Origin of the sequence: Pantoea sp. ME81 (assembly GCF_903970985.1) — a bacterium.
GTDB classification, from domain to species: domain Bacteria; phylum Pseudomonadota; class Gammaproteobacteria; order Enterobacterales; family Enterobacteriaceae; genus Pantoea; species Pantoea communis.
Window position 1 is genome coordinate 1 of sequence record NZ_CAJCKS010000008.1, and the last position, 22,086, is coordinate 22,086.

General features: G+C 55.2%; 19 protein-coding genes and 1 pseudogene. 5 read left to right on the plus strand and 15 right to left on the minus strand.

All coding sequences use genetic code 11. The annotated features are described in order from the left end of the window. Together H7A81_RS02720 and fdnG are read right to left on the minus strand one after the other, a co-directional pair. Positions 1–306: pseudogene (locus H7A81_RS02720) on the minus strand (formate dehydrogenase subunit beta); the annotation flags it as partial. Positions 307–316: 10 nt separating this feature from the next. Then, positions 317–3,364 carry a formate dehydrogenase-N subunit alpha gene (gene fdnG, locus H7A81_RS02725; protein ID WP_182056661.1) on the minus strand — a complete coding sequence of 1,016 codons (3,048 nt, stop codon included), beginning with the start codon at positions 3,362–3,364 and terminating at the stop codon, positions 317–319. A gap of 303 nt (positions 3,365–3,667) precedes the next feature. Here fdnG and fdhD point away from each other — a divergent pair, with 303 nt between their 5' ends. Further along, a complete protein-coding gene (gene fdhD, locus H7A81_RS02730) occupies positions 3,668–4,450 on the plus strand; it encodes a formate dehydrogenase accessory sulfurtransferase FdhD (protein WP_255253273.1) in 783 nt (260 codons plus the stop codon). Here fdhD and H7A81_RS02735 read toward each other — a convergent pair. Further along, positions 4,447–5,223 (minus strand): DeoR/GlpR family DNA-binding transcription regulator, encoded by a 777-nt coding sequence (locus H7A81_RS02735; RefSeq protein WP_058961122.1) that lies wholly within the window; start codon positions 5,221–5,223, stop codon positions 4,447–4,449. The genes fdhD and H7A81_RS02735 overlap by 4 nt on opposite strands. A gap of 172 nt (positions 5,224–5,395) precedes the next feature. Between H7A81_RS02735 and H7A81_RS02740 the strand changes: the two genes are divergently transcribed. Continuing rightward, positions 5,396–6,736, plus strand: coding sequence for an aspartate aminotransferase family protein (locus H7A81_RS02740; RefSeq protein WP_034827718.1), 1,341 nt, complete (start codon positions 5,396–5,398; stop codon positions 6,734–6,736). A gap of 119 nt (positions 6,737–6,855) precedes the next feature. Here the strand turns inward: H7A81_RS02740 and alsE are convergent, their stop codons facing one another. From alsE to H7A81_RS02760, 4 genes are read right to left on the minus strand one after another with little or no spacing between them, the layout of a single operon-like run. Further along, positions 6,856–7,536 (minus strand): D-allulose 6-phosphate 3-epimerase, encoded by a 681-nt coding sequence (gene alsE, locus H7A81_RS02745; protein ID WP_182056662.1) that lies wholly within the window; start codon positions 7,534–7,536, stop codon positions 6,856–6,858. Positions 7,537–7,586: 50 nt separating this feature from the next. Beyond that, on the minus strand, positions 7,587–8,849 hold the full coding sequence (locus H7A81_RS02750) for a PTS ascorbate transporter subunit IIC (RefSeq protein ID WP_034827723.1): 1,263 nt from the start codon (positions 8,847–8,849) through the stop codon (positions 7,587–7,589). A 29-nt stretch (positions 8,850–8,878) separates the two neighbouring features. Beyond that, positions 8,879–9,145, minus strand: coding sequence for a PTS sugar transporter subunit IIB (locus H7A81_RS02755; protein WP_034827725.1), 267 nt, complete (start codon positions 9,143–9,145; stop codon positions 8,879–8,881). 18 nt (positions 9,146–9,163) lie between these two features. Beyond that, a complete protein-coding gene (locus H7A81_RS02760) occupies positions 9,164–9,604 on the minus strand; it encodes a PTS sugar transporter subunit IIA (RefSeq protein ID WP_182056663.1) in 441 nt (146 codons plus the stop codon). Positions 9,605–9,898: 294 nt separating this feature from the next. Between H7A81_RS02760 and H7A81_RS02765 the strand changes: the two genes are divergently transcribed. The 3 genes from H7A81_RS02765 to H7A81_RS02775 all read left to right on the plus strand — a co-directional run bounded on the left by H7A81_RS02765 (position 9,899) and on the right by H7A81_RS02775 (position 12,925). Then, complete coding sequence (locus H7A81_RS02765) at positions 9,899–10,924, plus strand: LacI family DNA-binding transcriptional regulator (protein ID WP_166933285.1); 1,026 nt, start codon at positions 9,899–9,901, stop codon at positions 10,922–10,924. Between the two features lie 187 nt (positions 10,925–11,111). Beyond that, on the plus strand, positions 11,112–11,729 hold the full coding sequence (gene sodA, locus H7A81_RS02770; RefSeq protein WP_034827730.1) for a superoxide dismutase [Mn]: 618 nt from the start codon (positions 11,112–11,114) through the stop codon (positions 11,727–11,729). A gap of 191 nt (positions 11,730–11,920) precedes the next feature. Beyond that, positions 11,921–12,925, plus strand: a complete 1,005-nt coding sequence (locus H7A81_RS02775; protein WP_160868665.1) for a VirK/YbjX family protein — start codon at positions 11,921–11,923, stop codon at positions 12,923–12,925. A 7-nt stretch (positions 12,926–12,932) separates the two neighbouring features. Here the strand turns inward: H7A81_RS02775 and H7A81_RS02780 are convergent, their stop codons facing one another. From H7A81_RS02780 to H7A81_RS02815, 8 genes are all read right to left on the minus strand, one after another. Next, a complete protein-coding gene (locus H7A81_RS02780; protein WP_058961117.1) occupies positions 12,933–13,295 on the minus strand; it encodes a YibL family ribosome-associated protein in 363 nt (120 codons plus the stop codon). A gap of 88 nt (positions 13,296–13,383) precedes the next feature. Then, positions 13,384–13,917, minus strand: coding sequence for an MltR family transcriptional regulator (locus H7A81_RS02785; RefSeq protein ID WP_034827734.1), 534 nt, complete (start codon positions 13,915–13,917; stop codon positions 13,384–13,386). A 76-nt stretch (positions 13,918–13,993) separates the two neighbouring features. Beyond that, positions 13,994–15,142 carry a mannitol-1-phosphate 5-dehydrogenase gene (gene mtlD, locus H7A81_RS02790; RefSeq protein ID WP_160868666.1) on the minus strand — a complete coding sequence of 383 codons (1,149 nt, stop codon included), beginning with the start codon at positions 15,140–15,142 and terminating at the stop codon, positions 13,994–13,996. Positions 15,143–15,236: 94 nt separating this feature from the next. Next, a complete protein-coding gene (locus H7A81_RS02795) occupies positions 15,237–17,171 on the minus strand; it encodes a PTS mannitol transporter subunit IICBA (RefSeq protein ID WP_034827738.1) in 1,935 nt (644 codons plus the stop codon). Positions 17,172–17,650: 479 nt separating this feature from the next. Then, a complete protein-coding gene (locus H7A81_RS02800; protein ID WP_034827740.1) occupies positions 17,651–18,364 on the minus strand; it encodes a DUF3053 domain-containing protein in 714 nt (237 codons plus the stop codon). A gap of 273 nt (positions 18,365–18,637) precedes the next feature. Then, the gene (locus tag H7A81_RS02805) at positions 18,638–20,236 is read right to left on the minus strand and encodes a gamma-glutamyltransferase family protein (protein WP_182056664.1); all 1,599 of its coding nucleotides are present in this window, start codon (positions 20,234–20,236) and stop codon (positions 18,638–18,640) included. A gap of 9 nt (positions 20,237–20,245) precedes the next feature. Continuing rightward, the gene (locus H7A81_RS02810; protein ID WP_058961112.1) at positions 20,246–21,127 is read right to left on the minus strand and encodes an ABC transporter permease; all 882 of its coding nucleotides are present in this window, start codon (positions 21,125–21,127) and stop codon (positions 20,246–20,248) included. Between the two features lie 2 nt (positions 21,128–21,129). Continuing rightward, on the minus strand, positions 21,130–22,071 hold the full coding sequence (locus H7A81_RS02815) for an ABC transporter permease (protein ID WP_182056665.1): 942 nt from the start codon (positions 22,069–22,071) through the stop codon (positions 21,130–21,132). Between the last annotated feature and the right edge of the window lie 15 nt (positions 22,072–22,086).

Below are 22,086 nucleotides of genomic sequence, written 5' to 3' on the forward strand. Positions count from 1 at the left end.
GTGCATGCACCCATCCTTGCGGATAAGCCACTCTAACTTGCCATTCTCCTCCACTTCTGAGAAGCGCATCACCGTCCAGGATTTGGCGGTAAGATCCGCTGGGTTGTCATACACCCCAACGTTATGCCCAACCTCATCGCGGATGTCGTTCCACTCTGAACACGCCACCTGGCAGGCTTTGCAACCGATGCAGGTGGTGACGTCGATCAGCTTCGCCACCTCCTGCTGATGATTACGCGCCTGCGGGGCAGGCGTGAAACCATTGGTGGCGGAGCGGCGGATAATGTCTTGCGATTGATAAGCCATCTACGTTCTCCTACACCTTCTCAACGTTAACCAGGAACGCCTTAAACTCCGGCGTTTGCGTGTTGGCATCACCGACAAACGGCGTCAGGGTATTGGCGATAAAGCCTTTCTTCGCAATGCCCTGATAGCCCCAGTGAATCGGAATGCCGACGGTATCGACGGTTTTGCCATCCACATCGAGCGGACGCAGGCGTTTGGTGACCACCGCTTTGGCTTTGATGTAACCGCGATTGGAGCTCACTTTCACCGTATCGCCCTGCACGATGCCCAGCTTGTTGGCCAGTTTCTCGCCAATCTCCACAAACTGCTCCGGCTGCGCGATGGCATTCAGCAACGCGTGTTTGGTCCAGTAGTGGAAATGCTCGGTGAGACGATACGTGGTGCCGACATACGGGAAGTGCTCGGCTTTACCCATCGCCGCCAGATCGTCTTTGAATACGCGTGCTGCCGGGTTCGAAATGACGTTCGGATGCAGTGGATTCGTGCCGAGTGGCGTTTCAAACGGCTCGTAGTGTTCCGGGAACGGACCTTCGGCCATTTTATCGAGCGCGAACAGGCGGCCCATGCCTTCTGGCTGCATGATAAACGGCCCGACGTTGCTGCCCGGTGCGGCGGTGCTGTAGTCCGGAATATCCATGCCGCCCCACTTGCTGCCATCCCATTTGAGGATTTGCCGTTTCGGATCCCACGGATTGCCCTGTGGATCGGCCGATGCACGGTTGTAGAGGATGCGACGATTGAGCGGCCATGCCCAACTCCAGTTCAGCGTATTGCCCAATCCACTCGGATCGGTGTTATCACGCCGCGCCATCTGGTTGCCATCTGGCGTCCAGCTGCCCGCAAAAATCCAGCAGCCGCTGCTGGTGGTGCCGTCATCTTTCAACTGCGCAAAGCTACTGAGCTGCTGGCCTTTTTTCACCAGCAACGTGCCTTTGTCATCGAACACATCCGCCAGCGCTTTGCCGTTGCTCTCCATCGCCACTTCTTCCGAAGCAGGGTTATCAGGCGTCTGGTAGTTCCACGTCATGTTCAGCACCTGTTCGGGCAAGGCACCGCCCTCACTGGCGTACATTTTGCGCAGACGGCTGTAAATGCCGGAGAGAATTTCGCCATCGTTCAGCGCTTCGCCCGGCGCATCCTGACCTTTGAAGTGCCACTGCAGCCAGCGTCCGGAGTTGACGATGGAGCCATTCTCTTCCGCGAAGCAGGTGGAGGGCAGGCGGAACACTTCGGTCTGAATCTTCGCCGGATCGACATCGTTAAACTCACCGTGGTTTTGCCAGAAGGTCGAGGTTTCGGTGTTGAGCGGGTCGATGGTCACCAGGAACTTCAGCTTCGACAGTGAATCGATCACTTTGCGTTTGTTCGGGAATGAGGCCACCGGGTTAAAGCCCTGGCAAAGATAGCCATTCACTTTGCCCTGCGACATCATCTCGAAGTACTGCAAAACGTCGTAGCCTTTGTCCCATTTCGGTAACCAGTCGAATCCCCAGCTGTTCTCTGCTTGCGCTTTGTCGCCAAAGAAGGCCTTCATCATGCTGACAAAGAATTTCGGGTAGTTACCCCAGTAGTTCACCTGGCCGGGTAGCGTCGGTTTCGGCGTGTTGGCCGCGAGGTAGGTTTGCAGATCGGTTTGTTTCTCCGACGGCAATGTCATATAACCTGGCAAACTTTGCGACAGCAGGCCGAGATCGGTGAGCCCCTGAATGTTGGAGTGACCGCGCAGGGCGTTAACCCCGCCGCCCGCCATGCCCATGTTGCCGAGCAACAGCTGGATCATCGCCATGGTGCGGATATTTTGCGCACCGACCGAGTGTTGCGTCCAGCCCAGCGCATAGAGGAATGAGGTGGTGCGATCGCGCGCGCTGGTCTCACCGATCAGCTCGCAGACGTGCAGGAAGTCCTCTTTCGGCGTGCCACAGATGCGTGACACCATTTCTGGCGTGTAGCGGCTGACGTGTTGCTTGAGGAGATTCCACACACAGCGTGGATGTTGCAGGCTGTCATCACGTTTGGCAAAGCCGTCATCGCCCAGCTCATAGTTCCAGCTGGTTTTGTCATACTTGCGATTGGCTTCGTCGTAGCCGCTGAACAGGCCGTCATCAAAATGATAGTCTTCGCGCACTATCAGGCTGGCGTTGGTGTACGCCTGCACATATTCATGCTGGATTTTGTCATTTTGCAGCAGCCACAGCAGCACGCCCGACAGGAAAGCAATGTCGGTGCCGGAACGGATCGGCGTGTAAAAGTCTGCCACCGATGCCGTACGCGTGAAGCGAGGATCGATAACAATCAATTTGGCTTTGTTGTGAATCTTGGCTTCCATCGCCCAGCGGAATCCCACAGGATGCGCTTCAGCGGCGTTGCCACCCATCACAACGATCAGATTGGCATTACGGATGTCGACCCAGTGGTTGGTCATCGCACCGCGACCAAATGTTGGAGCAAGACTTGCTACCGTTGGTCCGTGTCAAACGCGTGCCTGGTTGTCGACCGCTAACATGCCGAGCGATCGGGTAAATTTTTGGGTTAAATAGCCAGTTTCATTGCTGGATGCGGATGCACACAGCATGCCTGATGAGAGCCAGCGGTTCACGGTAACGCCTGCGGCGTTTTGCGCGATAAAGTTGGCGTCGCGATCCGCTTTCAGCAGTTTAGCGATACGATCAAAGGCGTCATCCCAACTGATACGCTGCCATTTATCGGAGCCTGGCGCGCGGTATTCGGGGTAGTGCAGGCGGCTTTCACTGTGGACAAAATCCAGCAGGCCAGCGCCTTTCGGACACAATGCGCCACGGCTCACCGGATGATCCGGATCGCCTTCAATGTGGAAAATGGTCTCTTTGGCGTTTTTCGCGCCGTCACCGAGGCTATACATTAATAAGCCACAGCCCACTGAGCAGTAGGTGCAGGTGTTACGGGTTTCGCGGGCACGCAGCAGCTTATACTGTCGCGTTTCCGCCAGCGCCACCTCTGGCGTGAAGCCGAGGAGTGCTGCCGATGTTCCTGCCATACCGCCAGCACAGATTTTGAAGAATTTTCTTCGGCTGACGTTCATGAATAATCCTTGAGTCGACATTGCTACAATTTGCCTGCGTCGTTCAAATGGTCGCTACATGACCTTCACCCATTCGTTTCTGTCGCTTACGGGTGTAAGCTCCCGGTTTGAAGGGGCTTGCTGCCTTGCCACCATCCGCATGACGGGCAAAATTTTTTGTGAAGCGTTGGGCCGAGATTCACAATGACCCAACTAACAGTGTGAGAATAGCAGTAGAATAATACCACTGCTTTAATAGGGTTGTTGTCCGAGGCGAGCAAAGTGAAAGTCAAAGCACAGGAAAGTCATCAGAGTGTGATTGAGATCTCAGGCGCAGTGCAGGCGCCGGTACGTCAGCGGCGTGATATCAGCACGTCTGAAACCGACTGGCTGGCACAAGAGGTGCCGATCGCGCTGGTGTATAACGGCATTTCCCATGTGGTGATGATGGCCACGCCCAACGATCTTGAGGCGTTTGCGCTCGGTTTCTCACTCTCAGAAGGCATTATTGAGAAGCCTGATGAGATTTTCGGCATGGATGTGGTGCCCGGCTGCAACGGTATTGAAGTGCAGATCGAACTCTCCAGCCGACGCTTTATGGCGCTAAAAGAGCAGCGCCGTGCCATGGCGGGCAGAACCGGCTGTGGCGTGTGCGGCGTGGAACAACTCGACCAGATTGGTAAACCGCTGCAACCGTTGCCGTTTACCCAAACCTTCGATCTGGCAAACCTCGATAGCGGGCTGGCGCAACTGCGCAATTACCAACCCATCGGCAATCTCACCGGATGCACGCACGCGGCGGCATGGATGTCGCCGCAGGGGGAATTGCTCGGTGGCTGCGAAGACGTGGGTCGCCATGTGGCGCTGGATAAACTGCTGGGGCATCGTAGCCAGCAGCCGTGGCAGCAGGGCGCGGTGCTGGTCTCCAGTCGCGCCAGCTATGAGATGGTGCAAAAGTCCGCGATGTGCGGGGTGGAGATTTTATTTGCGGTATCCGCTGCGACCCAGCTCGCCGTTGAGGTCGCCGAGCGTTGTCATTTAACGCTGATAGGGTTTAGTAAGCCGGGACGCGCCACGGTGTACAGCCATCCGCAGCGCCTGGTTTAAACCACCTGTACCTGTGGCAGCGCCTGCTGGAGCGCAGCTAATGCGCCTGCTTTGGCGGGGCCGCTGTCGCAAATAAGCAAATCCACTTCTCCAATCGGCGCGTACACCGTGCGGCTGATCACCCCCAGCTTGCTGTGATCTGCCAGTAAGAAGGTGCGCGCAGCCTGCTGCACCATGGCACGGGCAATCGCCGCTTCGTGTGGATGGAAACTGCTGGCGCCGTTTTTAGCATCAATGCCAACCGGTGACAGCAGGGCAACGTCGGCGCGATAGCGGTAAATCTCGCTGACCGTGATTTCGCCGCGCGTCTGCTGTGCACCTGCCATCATCATCCCACCGAGCAAAATCACCTGATTATTCAGCGTTTCATGTTCTTCGGCGGCGCTTAGCGCCAGTGCAGCCTGCAAACTGTTAGTGATAATGGTTAAGCCGGCCATGCTGCGCAGCTGCTCCGCCAGCATGGTGGTGGTGGTGCCGGCATCCAGAAACAGCGTCTGGCCCGGCTGCAAGTGCTGTGCGGCCGCCACGGCAATCGCACGTTTCTCTTTGGCTTGAGCACTACGGCGCACTTGCAGCGGTGCTTCCGGCTGGCTATCTACCGCGACTAAACCGCCGTGCACCCGTCGTGCTAAACCCTGCGCTTCCAGCTCAATAATGTCTCGCCGTGCCGTTTCCCGTGAAATACCCAGCTCATTGATAATGCGCTCGGTGCTGACCTGATGCTGCGTGGTCAGCAGGGCTCGAATGCGGTGTAAGCGGGTTTCCTGCAGCATGACTTTTCCCTGTAGCGTAATAATCTGGGCCTAAGCTTACCTGAGTGTCATTACGGCGTCATGTGTATTTGGTTGTATTTGTGTATTTGGTTGCATTTCTCGTTAAAGCAGGCATGATGGTGACAACGGTCACACATCATGCACCCCTTTCACCTTCGCAACGGGAGTTACCATGGCTACACGTTCCACCATCATGGACACCAACAGTTTTCGTGCTGAGCACGCCGACGGTCTGGATGCAGCAACCCGCCAGCTGACGGACAAGCGCAGCAAAGTGTTGGGCGAGTCGTATCGCCTGTTTTATCGTAAGCCGGTGCATCTGGTACGCGGTGAAGGGCAGTATCTGTGGGATGCTGCAGGTAACAAATATCTCGATGTGTACAACAATGTGGCCAGTATTGGCCACTGCCATCCGGCGGTGATCGAAGCGGTGAATCAGCAGATGAAGATGCTGAACACCCACACCCGTTATCTGCACGAACGCATTCTCGATTACACCGAAGAGCTGCTGGCAACCACGCCAGACGCCATCGACCGTGCCATGTATATGTGCACCGGGTCGGAAGCTAACGATTTGGCGATCCGCGTGGCGCGTGCTTTCAGCGGCGGCACGGGCATTATCGTGTCGCAGGAGGCCTATCACGGCACCAGCGATCTCACGTCTGGCGTCTCCCCGGCACTGGGCAGCGGTCAGCCACTGGCGGCCACCACGCGTTTGGTTTCGCCACCCGATGCTTACCGCGTCAACGCACCGGATCTCGGCGAATGGTTTGCCAACGAAATTCAGAAACAGATCGATGACATGAAAGCACACGGCATTAAATTTGCTGGCTTCCTCGCGGATTCGATCTTCTCTTCCGATGGTGTGTTACCGAATCCACGCGGCTTCCTGCAGAAAGCGGTGGATGTGGTGCACGCTAATGGCGGTATCTTCATTGCGGATGAAGTGCAGCCTGGCTTTGGTCGTACTGGCGATGCGTTCTGGGGCTTTGCCCGTCACGGCGTGGTGCCGGATGTGGTGACCACGGGTAAGCCGATGGGTAACGGCATTCCGGTTTCCGGCCTGCTGGCGAAGAGTGATGTGCTGGCGGCGTTTAGTGACGATATCCCTTACTTCAACACCTTTGGCGGTAACCCGGTTGCTATGGCGGCGGCGCAGGCGGTCCTGACGGTGATTAAAGAAGAGGGCTTGCAAGAGCACAGTCGCGTGGTGGGTGCCAAACTGCTCGCCGAGTTGCAGAAGTTAATGGATCGCCATGAAAGCATTGGCGATGTGCGCGGAGCGGGGCTGTTTATCGGCTTCGAACTGGTGCAGGACCGCACCAGCAAAACGCCGGATAAAGCGCTTGCGCTGGATCTCACCGAGAAGCTGCGCGATCACCATGTGCTGACGTCGGTGGCCGGTCCGTACGGCAACGTGCTGAAGCTGCGTCCACCATTGGCGTTCCAGGAATCGGATATTGATTGGCTGGTGGGTGCGCTGGATAAGTCACTGACCGAGCTGGGTCGGTAAAAGGCTAAGGTTGCCCCAAAGCAGTATCAGGAAGATGAAGCGGGTCGCCATTCCTGGCGACCCGGCTGAGAATCTGCACGTTTCACTCAATGTGCACGTGGATGCGCACCTGGAAAGGATTACGCGGCTGCCGTTTCCTCGGCAAAAATACTTTCCATCTTCTGCCACGCCTGCGCCACATCGTCATCCAGATTGAACAAACCTGACGTGCCAACGATAAACACATCCACACCAGAAGCCGCAATCTGCTTAAAGGTGCGCGCATTGCAGGAACCATCAATCTCGGTCAGATAGTGATAACCGTGCTCTTCGCGCATGGCAATCAGCTGGCGAATCTTGTTCAGCGTCTCCGGAATAAATTTCTGCCCCGCAAAGCCAGGATCCACCGACATCACCGTAACCTTATCCAGCAGATGTGCATACTCACGAATGCTCTCGGCAGGTGTCGCCGGGTTTAATACCACGCCGCAGCGACGGCCCGCATCCTTAATCTGAGTCAGCAGGCGGAATATTTTGTTATTCGCGGTTTCGGGATGGAAGCTAATAATATCCGCCCCCGCTTCAATGCACATCGGAATAATATCTTCCGGGTGATTGACCATTAAATGCACATCAATTGGCACATCGGTAATTTTACGCAGGTTCTCAATAAAGAACGGCGATAACGTAATATTTTTAACGTAGCTGCCATCCATAATATCGACATGATAAAAAGCCGCAGTACTATTCATCGCTTCGATCTGTTCACGAAAGCGGGTGAGATCCATACACATTAATGACGGTGAAAATTGAGCGTTCATTGTTTTTTCCTCATTACATAAACAGCGCCCGCAGGCGCTGTGTTATGACATCAATGGAAGAACGAAATAATGTGGCCGAGTACGATGCCGACAATACCGAAGTCCGCGTCGCCGAAGGTGGTCGAAGCAAAGCCCAGGTCGCCCATCAGCGGCAGCAGAATCGCCGGCAGGAAGGAGATCAGCAGCCCTTGTACAAAGGAGCCGACTACCGCGCCACGACGTCCACCCGTGATGTTGCCGTATACACCCGCGGTGGCACCGCAGAAGAAGTGGGGCACCAGACCAGGAACAATCACGCTCAGACCAAACAATGGGCACAGGAACATGCTGATCAGACCGGCGGAGAAACTGCACAGGAAGCCGATGATCACGGCATTCGGCGCGAACGGGAACACGGTTGGGCAGTCCAGCGCCGGTTTGGCGTTCGGTACTAACTTATCTGCGATGCCTTTAAAGGCCGGCACGATCTCGGCAATCACCATACGCACACCGGCGAGGATGATATAAACGCCCGCCGCAAAGGTGATGGACTGAATAATCGCGAACACGATGAAGTTCTGACCGCCGCTCACCTGGCTTTCGGTGAACTCTTTACCCGCCACCAACACCAGCGCGATAAACAGAATCATCATGGTCAGCGAAATCGCGACCGAGGAATCACGCAGGAAGTTGAGGGTTTTCGGCACCTTCAACTCTTCGGTGGATGGACTGCCTTTGCCCACTGCTTTACCGACCAGCGCAGACAGCAGATAACCGGTTGAGCCGAAGTGGCCGAGCGCCAGATCATCCGAATTGGTGATTTTACGTGTGAACGGCTGCAGAATCGCCGGGCACACCACCATCATGGTACCGAGAATCAGTGAACCGATTAGCACCAGCCAGAAGCCATGTACGCCGCCGACGGAAAGAATCACCGCCAGCATCGCCGACATATACAGCGTGTGATGACCGGTCAGGAAGATGTACTTCAGCGGGGTGATACGCGCCAGCAGGATGTTCACCAGCATACCGAACACCATGATCATCGCGGTTTCAGTACCGTAACTCTTCTGCGCCAGCGCGGCCATCGCATCGGTATTCGGCACCACACCCTGAATATTGAATGAGTGCTCAAACAGCTGGCTGAAAATGGTCAGTGTCGCCGCAATCAGGTTGGCCCCGGCGATAAGAATCACAAAGCCCATGATGGTTTTCAGCGTGCCGGAAATCACATCCGACACCGGTTTCTTTTGCAGTAATAAACCAATCAGGGAAAAAAGGCCGACAAGTATTGCGGGTGTTCCGAGAACATCCTTGATGATAAATTGCAGCATAATTACTCCATGTGAGTAAAATCGGGCTATTACAGATTTTCCGCCAGGATTTCTTTAATTTTGGCGTTATCTAATAAATTCGTCAGGCCAAATACCTGCGCACTATGCCCGGATAACTGATCGGCAATATCTTTGGCGCTGATAATGAGGTCGGCCTGTTCAGATTTTGCCGTGGTTAAATCGGTATGGCCCACTTCGGCCTCTTTCCCTAATTCCGCCACAATTTTCTTCACGTTCATTTCCACAATAAAGCTGCTGCCTAAACCATTACCGCACACAATCAGGACTTTTTTCATAATAGGATTCTCTGGTGGTTAATTTGTAATAACAGCTTCAATCGCTGGTAGGGTTGCCGCCGTCAGCAACTGCTGCAGGCGAGATTCGTCACTGAATACTTCGGCTAACGCTGTGATCATCTGGATATGATCGTCGCCGGAAACGGCGCACAGCATAATCACCACATGCACCGGATCGTTTTCATCCGCTGCAAAGCTCACACCGTTCTTCACATGCAGCAACGACAAGCCATTCTTACGCGCGCCCTGTTCCGGACGGGCATGCGGCATCGCCAGGCCGGGTGCCAGTACGTAATAAGGCCCCAGTTCGGCATGCGAAGTGAAGATGGCATCAAGATAGGCTGGGGTAATCGCGCCTTCAGCCAGCAGCGGCTCAGCGGATAAACGCACCGCCTCCTGCCAGTTGCTGACCTGATCTACGATGCGGATATGTTGCGGTGTCAGCCATTGAGTGAGCATCAGTAATTCCTGGTTATTCGTCGATGGAGTGCACTTTAGGTGATTTTCTCAGCGTTTTTCTGTGATGTTTGTCGCAAAAGTTAGCGCTAACACGAGTGTTGTTAAAAACTGTGTTATCGCTAACATTTTTGTGCAGCCCGTTTGTCATCGTTGCAAGCACCTGACATGCTCCGAGAATCTGAAAATCCTCAGCAGGTGAGGCGTGCCCGAATCTGTGGTGATTAACGTGGCACGTTGACGCATTTGGTTTTAAGCTGCGTGCGGGCATTTGTAGCGAGTCAGTTAGGAGAAGGCATGGCAGAGAAAAAACGGCGCGGTACCGGCAAAAGCACACTGGCCGATGTTGCCCGTTTGGTCGGCGTGAGCACCATGACGGCATCACGTGCGTTACGCATGCCGGAAAAGGTCTCGCCTGAAATCCGCGCCAAAATTGATGCGGCCGTCGCCGAACTGGCTTACGTGCCCAATATCCAGGCGCGTAATCTGGCGTCGGCATCGTCGAAGCTAGTCACCATGGTGGTGCCTTCGTTCGCCACGCCGGGCAGCGCGATTGTGTCGGAAGCGCTGCAAGAGATCCTGCGTCCGCAGGGCTACAACATGATGCTGGCGGAAGCCAACCACTCGGCGGCGGAAGAGAGCGAGTTGATCGAGATGCTGCTCTCGTATAATCCGGCGGCGATGGTGCATTTCAACTTCGACAATGCCGCTGAAGCTCATCGTTTGCTGAGTAATTCCGGCCTGCCGGTGATGGATATCGGCGGGGTGCATCAGGAATCTGCGGGTATTAGCATTGGTGTCGATTACGCTAAAGCGATTCGCCAGCTGGTGCAGAGTTTGGTGGAACGTGGCTATCGCCATCTCGGCTTGTTGTGTACGCAAACCAATACCACGATTTTCCGCCAACTGCTGAATGGCTGGCATAGCGGCATGCTGGCATCAAATCAGGCGCCGCACCGCGTGGTGACCTCGCCGAAAATGCCGACCTTTGCCGCTGGACATAGCCTGCTGGCGGAGATCCGGCTGACCTGGCCGGAACTGGATGTGCTGATTTGTACCAGCGATGAAGTGGCGTGCGGTGCCATCATGGCTTGCCACGCCGCAGGCATCTCCATTCCCAGCCAGCTGGCGATTGCCAGCATCGGTGGCGGCCCATTGGCAGCAGTCTGCTCACCGCCGCTCACCAGCGTTGTCCTGCCTTATGAAGAGATGGGGCGCATGGCGGGCAAGCGCTTACTTTCCGCATTGAAAGGCGATGAGCCTCCTGCCATCAACGAACTGCCGGCACAGCTCAAACTGCGTGCCAGCACCCACAAGATGTAATCCTGCGGCATCGCGTGCATGAGATGTGACTCTGCGTGCGGTGCTTTTCCCAGATTCATCAAATCCTTATCATTACTAAGGCATTGATAACCCTTTTACCGATCATGATTTTAACTATAATGATCCGACTGCTTACGCGGCACCCTGCTAAGGTGATGCTGCAAAACACTAAATGGAGAGGAAGAACATGAGTTATTCACTGCCATCCCTGCCTTACGCGTACGACGCACTGGAACCACACTTCGACAAGCAGACGATGGAAATCCATCACTCTAAACACCACCAGGCTTACGTTAACAACGCGAATGCAGCGCTGGAAGGTACCGAATTCGCTAACCTGCCGGTTGAAGAATTGATCGCTAAACTGGATCAGCTGCCAGCAGATAAAAAAGGTCCACTGCGTAACAACGCAGGCGGCCACGCTAACCACAGCTTCTTCTGGAAAGGCCTGAAACTGGGCACCAGCCTGCAAGGCGAACTGAAAGCCGCTATCGAAAAAGATTTCGGCAGCGTTGAAGCTTTCCAGGCTGAGTTCGAGAAAGCCGCTACCACCCGTTTCGGTTCAGGCTGGGCGTGGCTGGTGAAAAAAGGCGATAAACTGGCTGTGGTTTCAACCGCTAACCAGGATAGCCCGCTGATGGGTGAAGCCATCTCTGGCGCATCCGGTGAGCCAATCATTGGTCTGGATGTGTGGGAACACGCTTACTACCTGAAGTATCAGAACAAACGTCCTGACTACATCAAAGCGTTCTGGAACGTGGTGAACTGGGATGAAGCGGCTGCGCGTTTCGCTGCTGCTAAGTAAGTTCAGGCGATAGCCAACGCACAGAACCGGTGAAGCTGCTTCACCGGTTTTTTTCTTTACGAAAGCTAAACACTTCTTAAACCACTTCGAGATTACCTCTGCTGACAATACCGTTACGTTCGTTATTAACCTGCCGTTGATAATTTGGGGCATACAGTAGCCGCAGTTGATCACACGAAAGTAAAATAACTATGTCTACTATCACTACCCCTGTGGCGAATAAAGATTCGTCGGCATCCCTGTTTTTGCCGTTAATTAGCGGAAAAGTCAGACCTGATAAGTTATGGAATAGCAGTATGTTCCGCTTTAAATTTGCTTTAAGGTCTTTAATCTTTCCTGTTACAACATTTAATTACCTTAACGCATTAGCGAAACTGCCGTTTCTGCCGCAACTGCTGAAAATGCAGGGTTTGCTGCCGGCTAAACCGCATCGCCCTTACCTGCGCGCAGGCTTTAGCGTGGCACAACGTGCGCAGGCACTGCTTGACCATTACACGCTGATGGATCAACTCGATAATGCCAAACTGCGCCAGTTACTGCTGAGTCCGGTGTTAAATGTGATTGCCACTTTTAACGGAAAAAATGATGAGGTGTTTGCTATTAATTGTTGCCCGGGACATTTTGACCGTGAAGGTGAAATAACCCTGACACTGCATTATCAAACCATGAATATTGCCTCGCTCTCTTTTTCCATTATTCAGGAAAAGGGCAAGCGCACATTATTGATTGGTGGATTGCAGGGGCCGCGCAAACACATCTCAAATGATGTTATTCGCGATGCAACCAAAGCCGCACATGGCGTATTTCCGAAACGTCTGTTAATGGAAGCGGTATTTATTCTGGCGCAACAATGTGGCGTGCAAGCGATTTGCGCAGTAGGAGATACCACGCATGTGTTCCGCAGCATGCGTTATCGCCACAGTAAAGGTGATAAGTTCTTTGCCAGCTACAGCGAGTTCTGGCTGTCACTGGGCGGTGAAGCCCGTGCCGACGACCTGTTTACGTTGCCGCTGCAGATGGAAAGGAAAGCACTGGAAGAGATCGCCAGTAAGAAACGTGCGGAGTATCGTCGTCGCTATGCACTGTTGGATGCGTTGAACACCCAGGTATTGCTGGCAGCAGGGGTTGAACCCGTGGCAGGGGTTGAAGCAGTGCAGGAACAGAGCGTGGAACGCGACGTATCACACGCCGCGTAATCGGGTATCAGAACGGCTGCTTCGCGTAGCCGGTCATCACCTTCAGCCCCATCTCACGTCCCAGCGCGGTCATTGGATGCACCACCACCAGGCCGCGCACGCTCTTCTTAAATGCGCCCATGTTGGCTTGTTCTTTCCTGGTGATCTCACGGCTGAAACCCAGCTTCTGCAGCTGTTGCGCTTCTTTACTCAGTTTCTCATCGCGAACACTGCGCAGACGTTCAATTTCCTGCACCAGCTTCTCTTTTTCACGCAGCAGCTCGCCGAGTTTTTCGGCATCGCCAGATTCCAGCAGCTGGGGTTCTTTTCGATTCAATGCGTCCAGTTGATCACTGAGCAGTTTGATCTCGGCTTTTTCTTGTTCTTTCATCAGGGGAAACTCGTTAAGGAAAACAGGCAAAGGATACATCAAAACGGGGCGATTTTGCAGCGGGGCGGATTCGACCGCGACAGTGCCCCTAAACGGCCGGCTTCTTGAAGGCTTGCTTGTGGGAGATGCGCGATATCAGCTCTGTGAGCGACAGCACCATGGTGGATCGCACCATTTGCAGATAGCGCTGCTGCTGCATACTGCGTAATGCTTCGTCATCCCGGGTGAAGTCAGGTTGTGGCGGCCACGCTACAACGCAGTGCAGTTCACCAAATGGCCCCAAAATCTCATCGTCAGTAAAGCGGTAGTCGCTGGTGTCGTGATTGAGTTCTTCACGCAGCGCCAGCAGCAGCTCACAATCTTCATATTCATGGCGATTAATCACGCCCAAACCGTAAATCAGTTTCAAACGCACCGATAGCTCGCCCAGCGGACCGTCACCGAGCAGCAGCGGTTCAACCGCGTACTTTACGGCATAATCGTCTTTACGGAAAACCTGCAACACAAGCAGGTTGACCGCTTCAGCCAATAGCTCAACGGCGGCGATCAGGAAGCTTCTCACCGATCGACCGGCGTTCAGGCGCTCAAGCACCCGGTTTTCAAAAGCTTGCTTCTCTTCCATTATTGCCTGCATCGTTCCGCTACCGCCGACGGGCACGGTTGGCACCGCGCCCGAGTGAGCTATTAAAAGGCGCGCATTATGCCATAGCGTTGTAAGCACTCACCACTGAGGTGACCACTTCGCTATTGGCTTCCAGTCCAGAGATCTCGGCCAGCGTTGCCTGCGGGCCTTTTTCAGCCAACAGGGCAGTCAGTTCCTGCGCCTGCGGATCGGCTTCGCTGCGGTAGTGCATCGCGGCAGCAATACCCTGCACCAGGTTGGCGTGTGGCAGGTGGTACTCAAGGGTGCCGAGCGTGGGTTTGATCAGACGATCGCCCGCGCTGAGTTTACGCAGCGGCTGGCGGCCAACACGTTCAACATCATCTTTCAGGTACGGATTTTCAAAACGAGTGAGGATTTTCTGGATGTAAGCGGCGTGCTTGTCGGCATCAAAGCCATAGCGCTTGATCAGCACCTCGCCGCTCTCCTGCATCGCACCCTGCACCACGGCACGCACTTTCTCATCCAGAATCGCATCGCGGATGGTGGCGTGGCCAGCTAACTGGCCAAGATACGCGGTGATGGCATGGCCGGTATTCAGCGTGAAGAGTTTACGCTCGACAAATGCCATCAGGTTATCAGTCAGCTCCATGCCAGGAATGTTTGGCAATTCACCTTTGAACTGCGTTTTATCGACAATCCATTCGCTGAAGGTTTCGACTGTCACTTCCAGCGGATCGTTGCTGCCGGCCTCAGATGGCGGCACGATGCGGTCAACGGCGGAGTCGACGAAGCCAACGTGCTCTTCAACCCACGCGTGATACTGTTCTGGCAGCGCTTTCAGAACGTGCTGCTTCAACTGACTGGTGCCGCGCACCATGTTTTCACAGGCGATGATATTCAGCGGACGGACATTACCGTTGTCGCTGCGTTTGGCCAGACCTTTCGCCACACCGCCTGCGATGCGCTCCAGAATTTGCGGACCAACCGCCGTGGTAACGATATCAACCTCAGCAATCAGCGTGACGATGTCGTCGCTGGTGCTGTTCACTGCGCTAACGCCGGTAACGATTTCGACCTTTGCCTGCTCGCCAACTACATGAACCGGATACTCATGACGGGCGTTAAGGGCATCCAGAACCACTTGATTCACATCCGCGAAGACCAGTTCGATACCGGCATCAGCCAGCAACTTACCGATAAAACCGCGACCGATGTTACCTGCTCCAAAATGTAACGCTTTCATAAATTTGACCCATATCAAATGACGAAAGGGCGGGCAAATCCGCCCCGGAAATGTGGGACGGGCTTGCCCGCCCCAGGGAAGTTAAAACGTGGTATTACGCTTTCGCGGTGTTACCTGACAGCAGATCCAGCACATCCTGCACGCTGGTGGTGTTCGCCAGCTTCTCAATCACGCTGTCATCATCCAGCGCGTTGGTCAGGCTGGTAATCACCTGAATGTGTTCGTTATTGCGAGCCGCAATACCAATCACCAGGCGCGCCACGTCATCGGCTTCTTCGCCAAACAATACGCCCGCAGGGTACTGGCAGAACACCACGCCAGTTTTCAGCACGCGATCTTTGGCTTCCACGGTGCCGTGCGGCACAGCGATAGACTCACCGAGATAGGTCGGGGTCAGCTTTTCACGTTCCAGCATCGCTTCAACGTACTCTGGCTGGACATAACCGCCTTTCACCAACTGCTCACCAGCAAAGCGAATCGCCTGCTCTTTGTTGCTGGCGCTCAAGCCCAGGAACACGTTGTCCGCGCCCAATTTAAACAAGTTAGCACTGCCATCGTCGTAGCTGTCTGCCAGCGTGGTCTGCACGGTTTCACGATGTGCTTCACTGCGGTTAGCGGCGATCAGACGTTCAGTCAGATTGCTGTACAGCGCGCTATCGAGGAAGTTGTTCAGCGAAATATGCTGCGCCTGCGGTGCCTGGCGCATCGCACGCTCGGTCAGATCGCGGTGAGTAATCACCAGATCCACATCGCCCGGCAGTGAGTTAATCGCACTGTTGGTGACCGAGATATTGCTCAGGCCGGCATCCTGCACTTTCTTACGCAGCACACCTGCACCCATGGCGCTGGAACCCATACCGGCATCACAGGCCACGATGATTTTACGCACGTGGCTCACATCAACACTGTTGGCATCGGCGATAACCGGAGAACCGGCAACGGCCTGACCTTTCGACTGCGCTTTCATATCACGCATACGCTGAGTCGCAGCTTCGATGTCGTCATCTTCTTTTACTTTGCTGGTTTTCAGCAGGATAGAAGAGACCACGAAGGAGACGGCAAACGCCGCGATGATGGCCGCGATGTTGGCGAAGTATGCGCCTTTTGGCGTCATCGCCAGTACTGCGAGAATAGAACCCGGAGACGCTGGAGACACCAGACCGCCGTTCAGTACGGTCAGGGTAAACACGCCTGTCATACCACCGAGGATCACTGCCAGCAGCAGACGTGGCGCCATCAGCACGTACGGGAAGTAAATTTCGTGGATACCACCGAGGAAGTGGATGATTGCCGCACCGCCTGCAGACTGCTTAGCGCTACCGCGACCAAAAATCATGTAGGCAACCAGTACACCCATACCTGGGCCTGGGTTCGCTTCAATCAGGAAGAAGATGGATTTACCGGCTTCGCTAGCCTGCTGGATACCCAGTGGCGAGAAGATACCGTGGTTGATGGCGTTGTTGAGGAACAGGATTTTCGCCGGTTCAACAAAGATAGAAGTCAGTGGCAGCAGGTTGTTCTGCACCATCAGGTTTACGCCCGCCGCAAGGATGTGTGACAGACCTTCAACCAATGGACCGATGCCGATGAACGCCAGCAGCGCCAACAGCATACCGATGATACCGGCTGAGAAGTTGTTAACCAGCATCTCAAAGCCGCTTTTGATTTTACCATCAACCATACGGTCAAAGGTTTTGATCGCCCAGCCGCCCAGTGGACCGGCAATCATCGCGCCGAGGAACATCGGCATATCTGCACCGACAATCACACCCATGGTGGTAATGGCACCGACCACGCCACCGCGATCGCCGCCCACCAGACGTCCACCGGTGAAACCGATCAACAATGGCAGCAGGTAAGTGATCATTGGGCCGACGAGTTTCGCCAGCGTTGCGTTTGGAATCCATCCGGTTGGGATGAACAGTGCTGTGATGATACCCCAGGCGATAAACGCACCGATGTTTGGCATCACCATGTTACTCAGAAAGCGACCAAAGCTCTGGACCTTGACCTTCGCTGATGAGGACATAAACCCACCCCTTATTGAGACGCGCTGCAATAAGAGCGCGGTTGTTTTTGTTAAGACTTTTATTGAGCCGTTCCGGCGCGGGCCGTGGCATCACTGTATGCACGCGGACTCTAGCACTAGTTTATTACGCTGCGTAGCATCCGGGATAAGTGTGATGCAGATCACTCAAAATTGGGGTGGTCAGGGTGCTATAAGGTGATGAAGATCACATAAATAGAGTGTAAGAAAAGTACGAAGGCGAAATTTTAAGCAAAACAACGGGATAAATGTGACTTAAGTCACCTTTGCAGCTCTCAGGTTTGTTTCATAAGTGTGATTGAGATCACAAACTATTTTTGGTTGAAAATGCGTCAGATCACACAATAGCGATGCTGATAAGTAAGGTGTAAGGAAGTGACGAAAAATCTGAAAGATGCAATGAAAAGTATGTCAGGAAAAGGGCGACCTGTTAGTCGCCCCTGAACGCATTCAAAGCGAGGTTATAAACCACCCTGCACAGCATTCTGTGCCTGAGTCAGGGCTTGAGCATTGCTGGAAAGGTTGCTCATCAGGGTGTTGTACTGCGTGGCCTGATCCTGCGTTGGGAACTGAACGCCACCGTCATTGAAGGTCACACGCGTGCCCTGCGACTGCAGATAATCACCGGTTTGCACCGCCGCCTGGCTCAACGCCTGAAGCTGAGGCAGTAACGGAATCAGTGTACCCGCTGGCTGCGTCACCACTTTGGCGTAGACGCTGTCATACACTTTCTTCAGATCGTCAGGCTGCTTCAGCGTGGCTTTGCTGCTGTCGGCCTGCATTTTGGCGCTCTGAATCTGCTGTGACAGCACACTGAGGTTGCCGCTCGCCTGACGCAGACTATCGCGACGGGTCAGATAATCTTGTGGCACACGAATCGCAGCCAGTTCATCAACCACAGGGCGCATGCCTTGCTCAACCGCCTGATTGGCCTGCTGTGAGAAGCCATACAAAATGGCGTAGTCGCTGGCGTAGTTACCGAAGGTTTGCTTCTGGTTTTCGCTCAGGCTTGGCAGATGTTCGCCGCTACGCATCGCGGTGTTCTGCAGGAAATCGGTGAAAGCTTTACGCTGATCGCCTTCTTTATCGCCACAGGCGGTAAGTTGCAGCACAACCAGTGCGCTGATCATAAGCATGCCGGTACGCATCCAGATGCGGGATAATCCTGACGCCATGTTGAACTCCTGTTATGGCTAATTTCGATTCGGTGGGAATGGTCCTAAAGGATAGTGCAATGGCCTGGCGTGTACAACGGGTTGAGGCGCGGCAAACTGTGGGAAAAGGCGCACTCTGGCGCGCCGGATTAAGGTCATGAAAGAAATGTGCGGGTAGTCGGCCCTAAAGGTTGTGCTCCATCGACACCAACGAACGCAGGCAAAAACCGAACCCGAAGGCTGAAATCACCTGGCGGCATCTGGCTGTCCGCACTGATGCCGCCAGATTGTGATTTAAAACACCAGCGCCTGTCCATCCTTCCGGCTTTCAGTGGCGGCTATGTAGAAGCCCTGCGGGTCACGCACAATCGCCTGCGCACCGCCGAAGTTGTAGCTCTGTAATGGATCCTCCACCGAAATCTGGTGACCCATCTCGCGCAGTTTCGCCAGCACATTACGGTCAATACCCGGCTCCACTACTACCGCACGGCCTTGCTCAACACGCCAGCGCGGCGCATCAATCGCTGCCTGCGGGTTTTGCTTGTGCTGCATGATGCGCAACGCCAGCTGTAAGTGCCCCTGCGCCTGCATCGGGCCGCCCATCACGCCAAACGACATCAATGGCTGTCCCGCCGCATCCAGCGCAAACGCCGGAATAATAGTGTGGAACGGACGTTTGCTACCGGCCACTACGTTCGGATGGTGCGGATCGAGCGAGAAGCCGCAGCCGCGATTCTGCAAGCTGATGCCGGTGCCCGGCACAACCACGCCTGAACCAAAGCCCATATAGTTGGACTGAATAAAGGAGACCATCATGCCGCTGGCATCGGCAGTCGAGAGATACACGGTGCCGCTCTGCTGCGGGGAGCCGAAGGTAAAATCACCGGCCTGATCGGGATTGATGAGCTGAGCGCGCTGCTTGAGGTAGCTGTCACTCAGCAGCAACTCTGCCGGGAATTCCAGATGGTCGTAATCGGTGACGTAACGATCCAGATCGACCAGCGCCAGCTTCATCGCTTCAATCGACAAGTGCAGCCACGGCACGGAATCCGGCGTGTAGCTGCCGATGTCCCACTGCTCCAGAATGCCGAGCGCAATCAAGGTTGCGATGCCCTGACCATTAGGCGGCAGCTCCTGCACCGAGCCATCGGCAAACGGGCGTGACAACAGCTCAACCCAATCGGCGCGATGGTTGTTGAGATCGGCCATGCTCAGTGCCGCGCCGTGCTGCCCGGCAAATGCCACCATTTTCTCCGCCAGATCGCCCCGATAGAAGGCTTCCCCCCTGGTTTCGGCGATTTTCTGCAGTGTGGCGGCCTGCGCCGGGTTACGGAAAAGCTCACCAGCACGCGGCGGTCGGCCATCTGGCGCAAAACACTCAACAAAACCCGGCTGAGACTTCAGTTTGTTGTAGCCGCGCTGCCACAGATGGGCGATCAGCGGCGAAACCGGGAAGCCGTCGCGGGCGTATTCGATCGCCGGTTGTGCCAGTGTGGTCAGCGGCAGCGTGGCAAAGCGCTCGGCCAGCGTGACCCAGGCAGAAACCGCGCCCGGCACGGTGACAGCTTCCCAACCGATTTCCGGCATGGTGCTCTGTCCGGCAAAGCGTTCTGCATTCCAGCTGGCGGGGGAACGGCCGGAGGCATTTAAGCCATGCAGCGTTTTCCCATCCCAGATAATGGCAAACGCATCACTGCCGATACCGTTGCCGGTCGGTTCCAGTACGGTGAGCGCCATCGCCGTAGCAATCGCCGCGTCTACCGCATTACCGCCCTGTTGCAACATGCGCATCCCCGCCTGTGCCGCCAGCGGCTGTGAGGTGGCGACTGCATTGCGGCCCATCATTGGGGCGCGGTGCGAGGCATAGCTAACGTTGAAATCCAAATCACTCATAACGGTTCCTTAATGTGAGTCATTGCGCGGATCAAGTGCGTCGCGCAGTCCGTCACCCAGCAGATTGAAGCCCTGCACAGTGAGAAAAATGGCCAATCCAGGGAAAATCGACATCCAGGGTGCCTGCTCCAGATAGCCTTTTGCGGTGTTCAGCATCGCGCCCCAGGAAGGTGACGGCGGCTGCTGGCCAAGGCCGAGAAATGACAAGCTGGCTTCCGTGATGATCGCCGAGGCAATCGCCAGCGTGGCCTGTACCAGAATCGGCGACAGCACGTTGGGCAGCACATAACGCAGGATGATCCAGCGGTCCGGCAAACCGATGGCGCGCGCGCCGTCGATATACTCTTCATGGCGGATAGCAATCACCTGGCCGCGCGTCAGACGAGCAAAGATGGGCATGGCGGAAAGGCCAATGGCGATCATTGCATTGGATAAGCTTGGTCCGAGGAAAGCGCCCAACGCAATCGCCAGAATCAGAAACGGGCAGGCGAGCAGCGCTTCGATAAAGCGCGAGATGATGCCATCGCACCACCCCCGCCAGTAACCGGCAATTAAGCCCAGCGGCACGCCAATCAAAATGGCGATCATCACTGAAATACAGCCCGCCAGCAGAGAGGTGCGCGCCCCCCAAATCAGACGCGACAGAATATCGCGGCCCAGCTCATCGGTCCCCAACCAGAACAGCGCGGAGGGCGCTTTGCGCACGGCAAGGAAGTTTGCCTTGATCGGATCGGCCGGTGCCAGCCAAGGGGCCAGCAACGCCACGGCTACAAACAGCAGCACGATCACTGCGCCGATCAGCGCACTCTTATTACGCAGAAATTTCTTCAGCACCCGGCGGTTAGGCTTTGTGACCGCAGGCACTGCGCCTGCTGTTAACACCTCGCTCATGGTTAGCCTCGCATTTTCGGGTTGATTAACAGATAGAGCACATCGGCCAGCAGATTCAGCAGCAGAAAGCCGATCGCCACCACCAGCACCACACCTTGTACCACCGCGTAATCACGGTTAAACACCGCATCGACAATCATCTTGCCGAAACCGGGTAGGGTGAAAACCTGCTCGGTTAACACCGCACCGCCCAGCAGCTCACCAAACAGCAAGGTGGTGAGCGTGACGATCGGCATCAGTGCGTTACGGAAGGCATGTTTCAGCACCACTTTGGGGGCCAGCAGACCTTTGGCGCGCGCGGTGCGGATGTAATCGGCCTTCAGCACGCTGATCATTGACGCCCGCGTATGGCGCATCAGCGTGGCGGCGAGGCCAGTCCCCAGCACTAAAGCGGGCAGCAGCAGCGTTTTCAGGTTCTGCGCCACATCTTCACTGATGGGGACAAAGCCTGAGGCTGGCAGCCATTGCAGATGCACGGAAAACAGCAGGATCAGCAGAATCCCCAGCCAGAAATGCGGCACCGATATGCCGGATAACGCGACAAAGTTGGTGGTGTGATCGACCCAGGTGTCTTTACACACCGCCGCGATAATGCCCATGCTGATGCCAATCCCCAGCGCAATCACCATCGCCAGCAGCGACAGCTCCAGCGTCACCGGCAGTTTGCTGGCGATCAGCGAGGTTACCGGCTCTTTGGTGCGCAGTGACATGCCCAGATCACCCTTCAGCGCATTGCCGATCCACGAGAAATACTGCGTGGGGATCGGATCATCCAGGTGATATTCCGCCCGCAGTTGCGCGATGACCGCGGGATCGCGCTCCTCACCCGCCATCGCCAGCACCGGATCGCCCGGCAGCAGCTTTTGCAGCGCAAACACCATGATGCTCACCAGCAGCAGCGTGGGGATCGCCAGCAGTAAGCGTTTAACTATCAGTTCCAGCATCATCGCTCCTCAGCG

Excerpts from the sequence above, each read along its gene's own strand:
- H7A81_RS02795 (WP_034827738.1), bottom strand. The coding sequence starts at position 17,171 with ATGTCCTCATCAGCGAAGGTCAAGGTCCAGAGCTTTGGTCGCTTTCTG.
- mtlD (WP_160868666.1), bottom strand. The coding sequence starts at position 15,142 with ATGAAAGCGTTACATTTTGGAGCAGGTAACATCGGTCGCGGTTTTATC.
- H7A81_RS02735 (WP_058961122.1), bottom strand. The coding sequence starts at position 5,223 with ATGCTGCAGGAAACCCGCTTACACCGCATTCGAGCCCTGCTGACCACG.
- H7A81_RS02810 (WP_058961112.1), bottom strand. The coding sequence starts at position 21,127 with ATGAGCGAGGTGTTAACAGCAGGCGCAGTGCCTGCGGTCACAAAGCCT.
- H7A81_RS02815 (WP_182056665.1), bottom strand. The coding sequence starts at position 22,071 with ATGCTGGAACTGATAGTTAAACGCTTACTGCTGGCGATCCCCACGCTG.
- sodA (WP_034827730.1), top strand. The coding sequence starts at position 11,112 with ATGAGTTATTCACTGCCATCCCTGCCTTACGCGTACGACGCACTGGAA.
- H7A81_RS02750 (WP_034827723.1), bottom strand. The coding sequence starts at position 8,849 with ATGCTGCAATTTATCATCAAGGATGTTCTCGGAACACCCGCAATACTT.
- H7A81_RS02775 (WP_160868665.1), top strand. The coding sequence starts at position 11,921 with ATGTCTACTATCACTACCCCTGTGGCGAATAAAGATTCGTCGGCATCC.
- H7A81_RS02755 (WP_034827725.1), bottom strand. The coding sequence starts at position 9,145 with ATGAAAAAAGTCCTGATTGTGTGCGGTAATGGTTTAGGCAGCAGCTTT.
- H7A81_RS02800 (WP_034827740.1), bottom strand. The coding sequence starts at position 18,364 with ATGGCGTCAGGATTATCCCGCATCTGGATGCGTACCGGCATGCTTATG.
- H7A81_RS02760 (WP_182056663.1), bottom strand. The coding sequence starts at position 9,604 with ATGCTCACTCAATGGCTGACACCGCAACATATCCGCATCGTAGATCAG.
- alsE (WP_182056662.1), bottom strand. The coding sequence starts at position 7,536 with ATGAACGCTCAATTTTCACCGTCATTAATGTGTATGGATCTCACCCGC.
- H7A81_RS02785 (WP_034827734.1), bottom strand. The coding sequence starts at position 13,917 with ATGGAAGAGAAGCAAGCTTTTGAAAACCGGGTGCTTGAGCGCCTGAAC.
- H7A81_RS02740 (WP_034827718.1), top strand. The coding sequence starts at position 5,396 with ATGGCTACACGTTCCACCATCATGGACACCAACAGTTTTCGTGCTGAG.
- H7A81_RS02805 (WP_182056664.1), bottom strand. The coding sequence starts at position 20,236 with ATGAGTGATTTGGATTTCAACGTTAGCTATGCCTCGCACCGCGCCCCA.
- H7A81_RS02780 (WP_058961117.1), bottom strand. The coding sequence starts at position 13,295 with ATGAAAGAACAAGAAAAAGCCGAGATCAAACTGCTCAGTGATCAACTG.
- H7A81_RS02765 (WP_166933285.1), top strand. The coding sequence starts at position 9,899 with ATGGCAGAGAAAAAACGGCGCGGTACCGGCAAAAGCACACTGGCCGAT.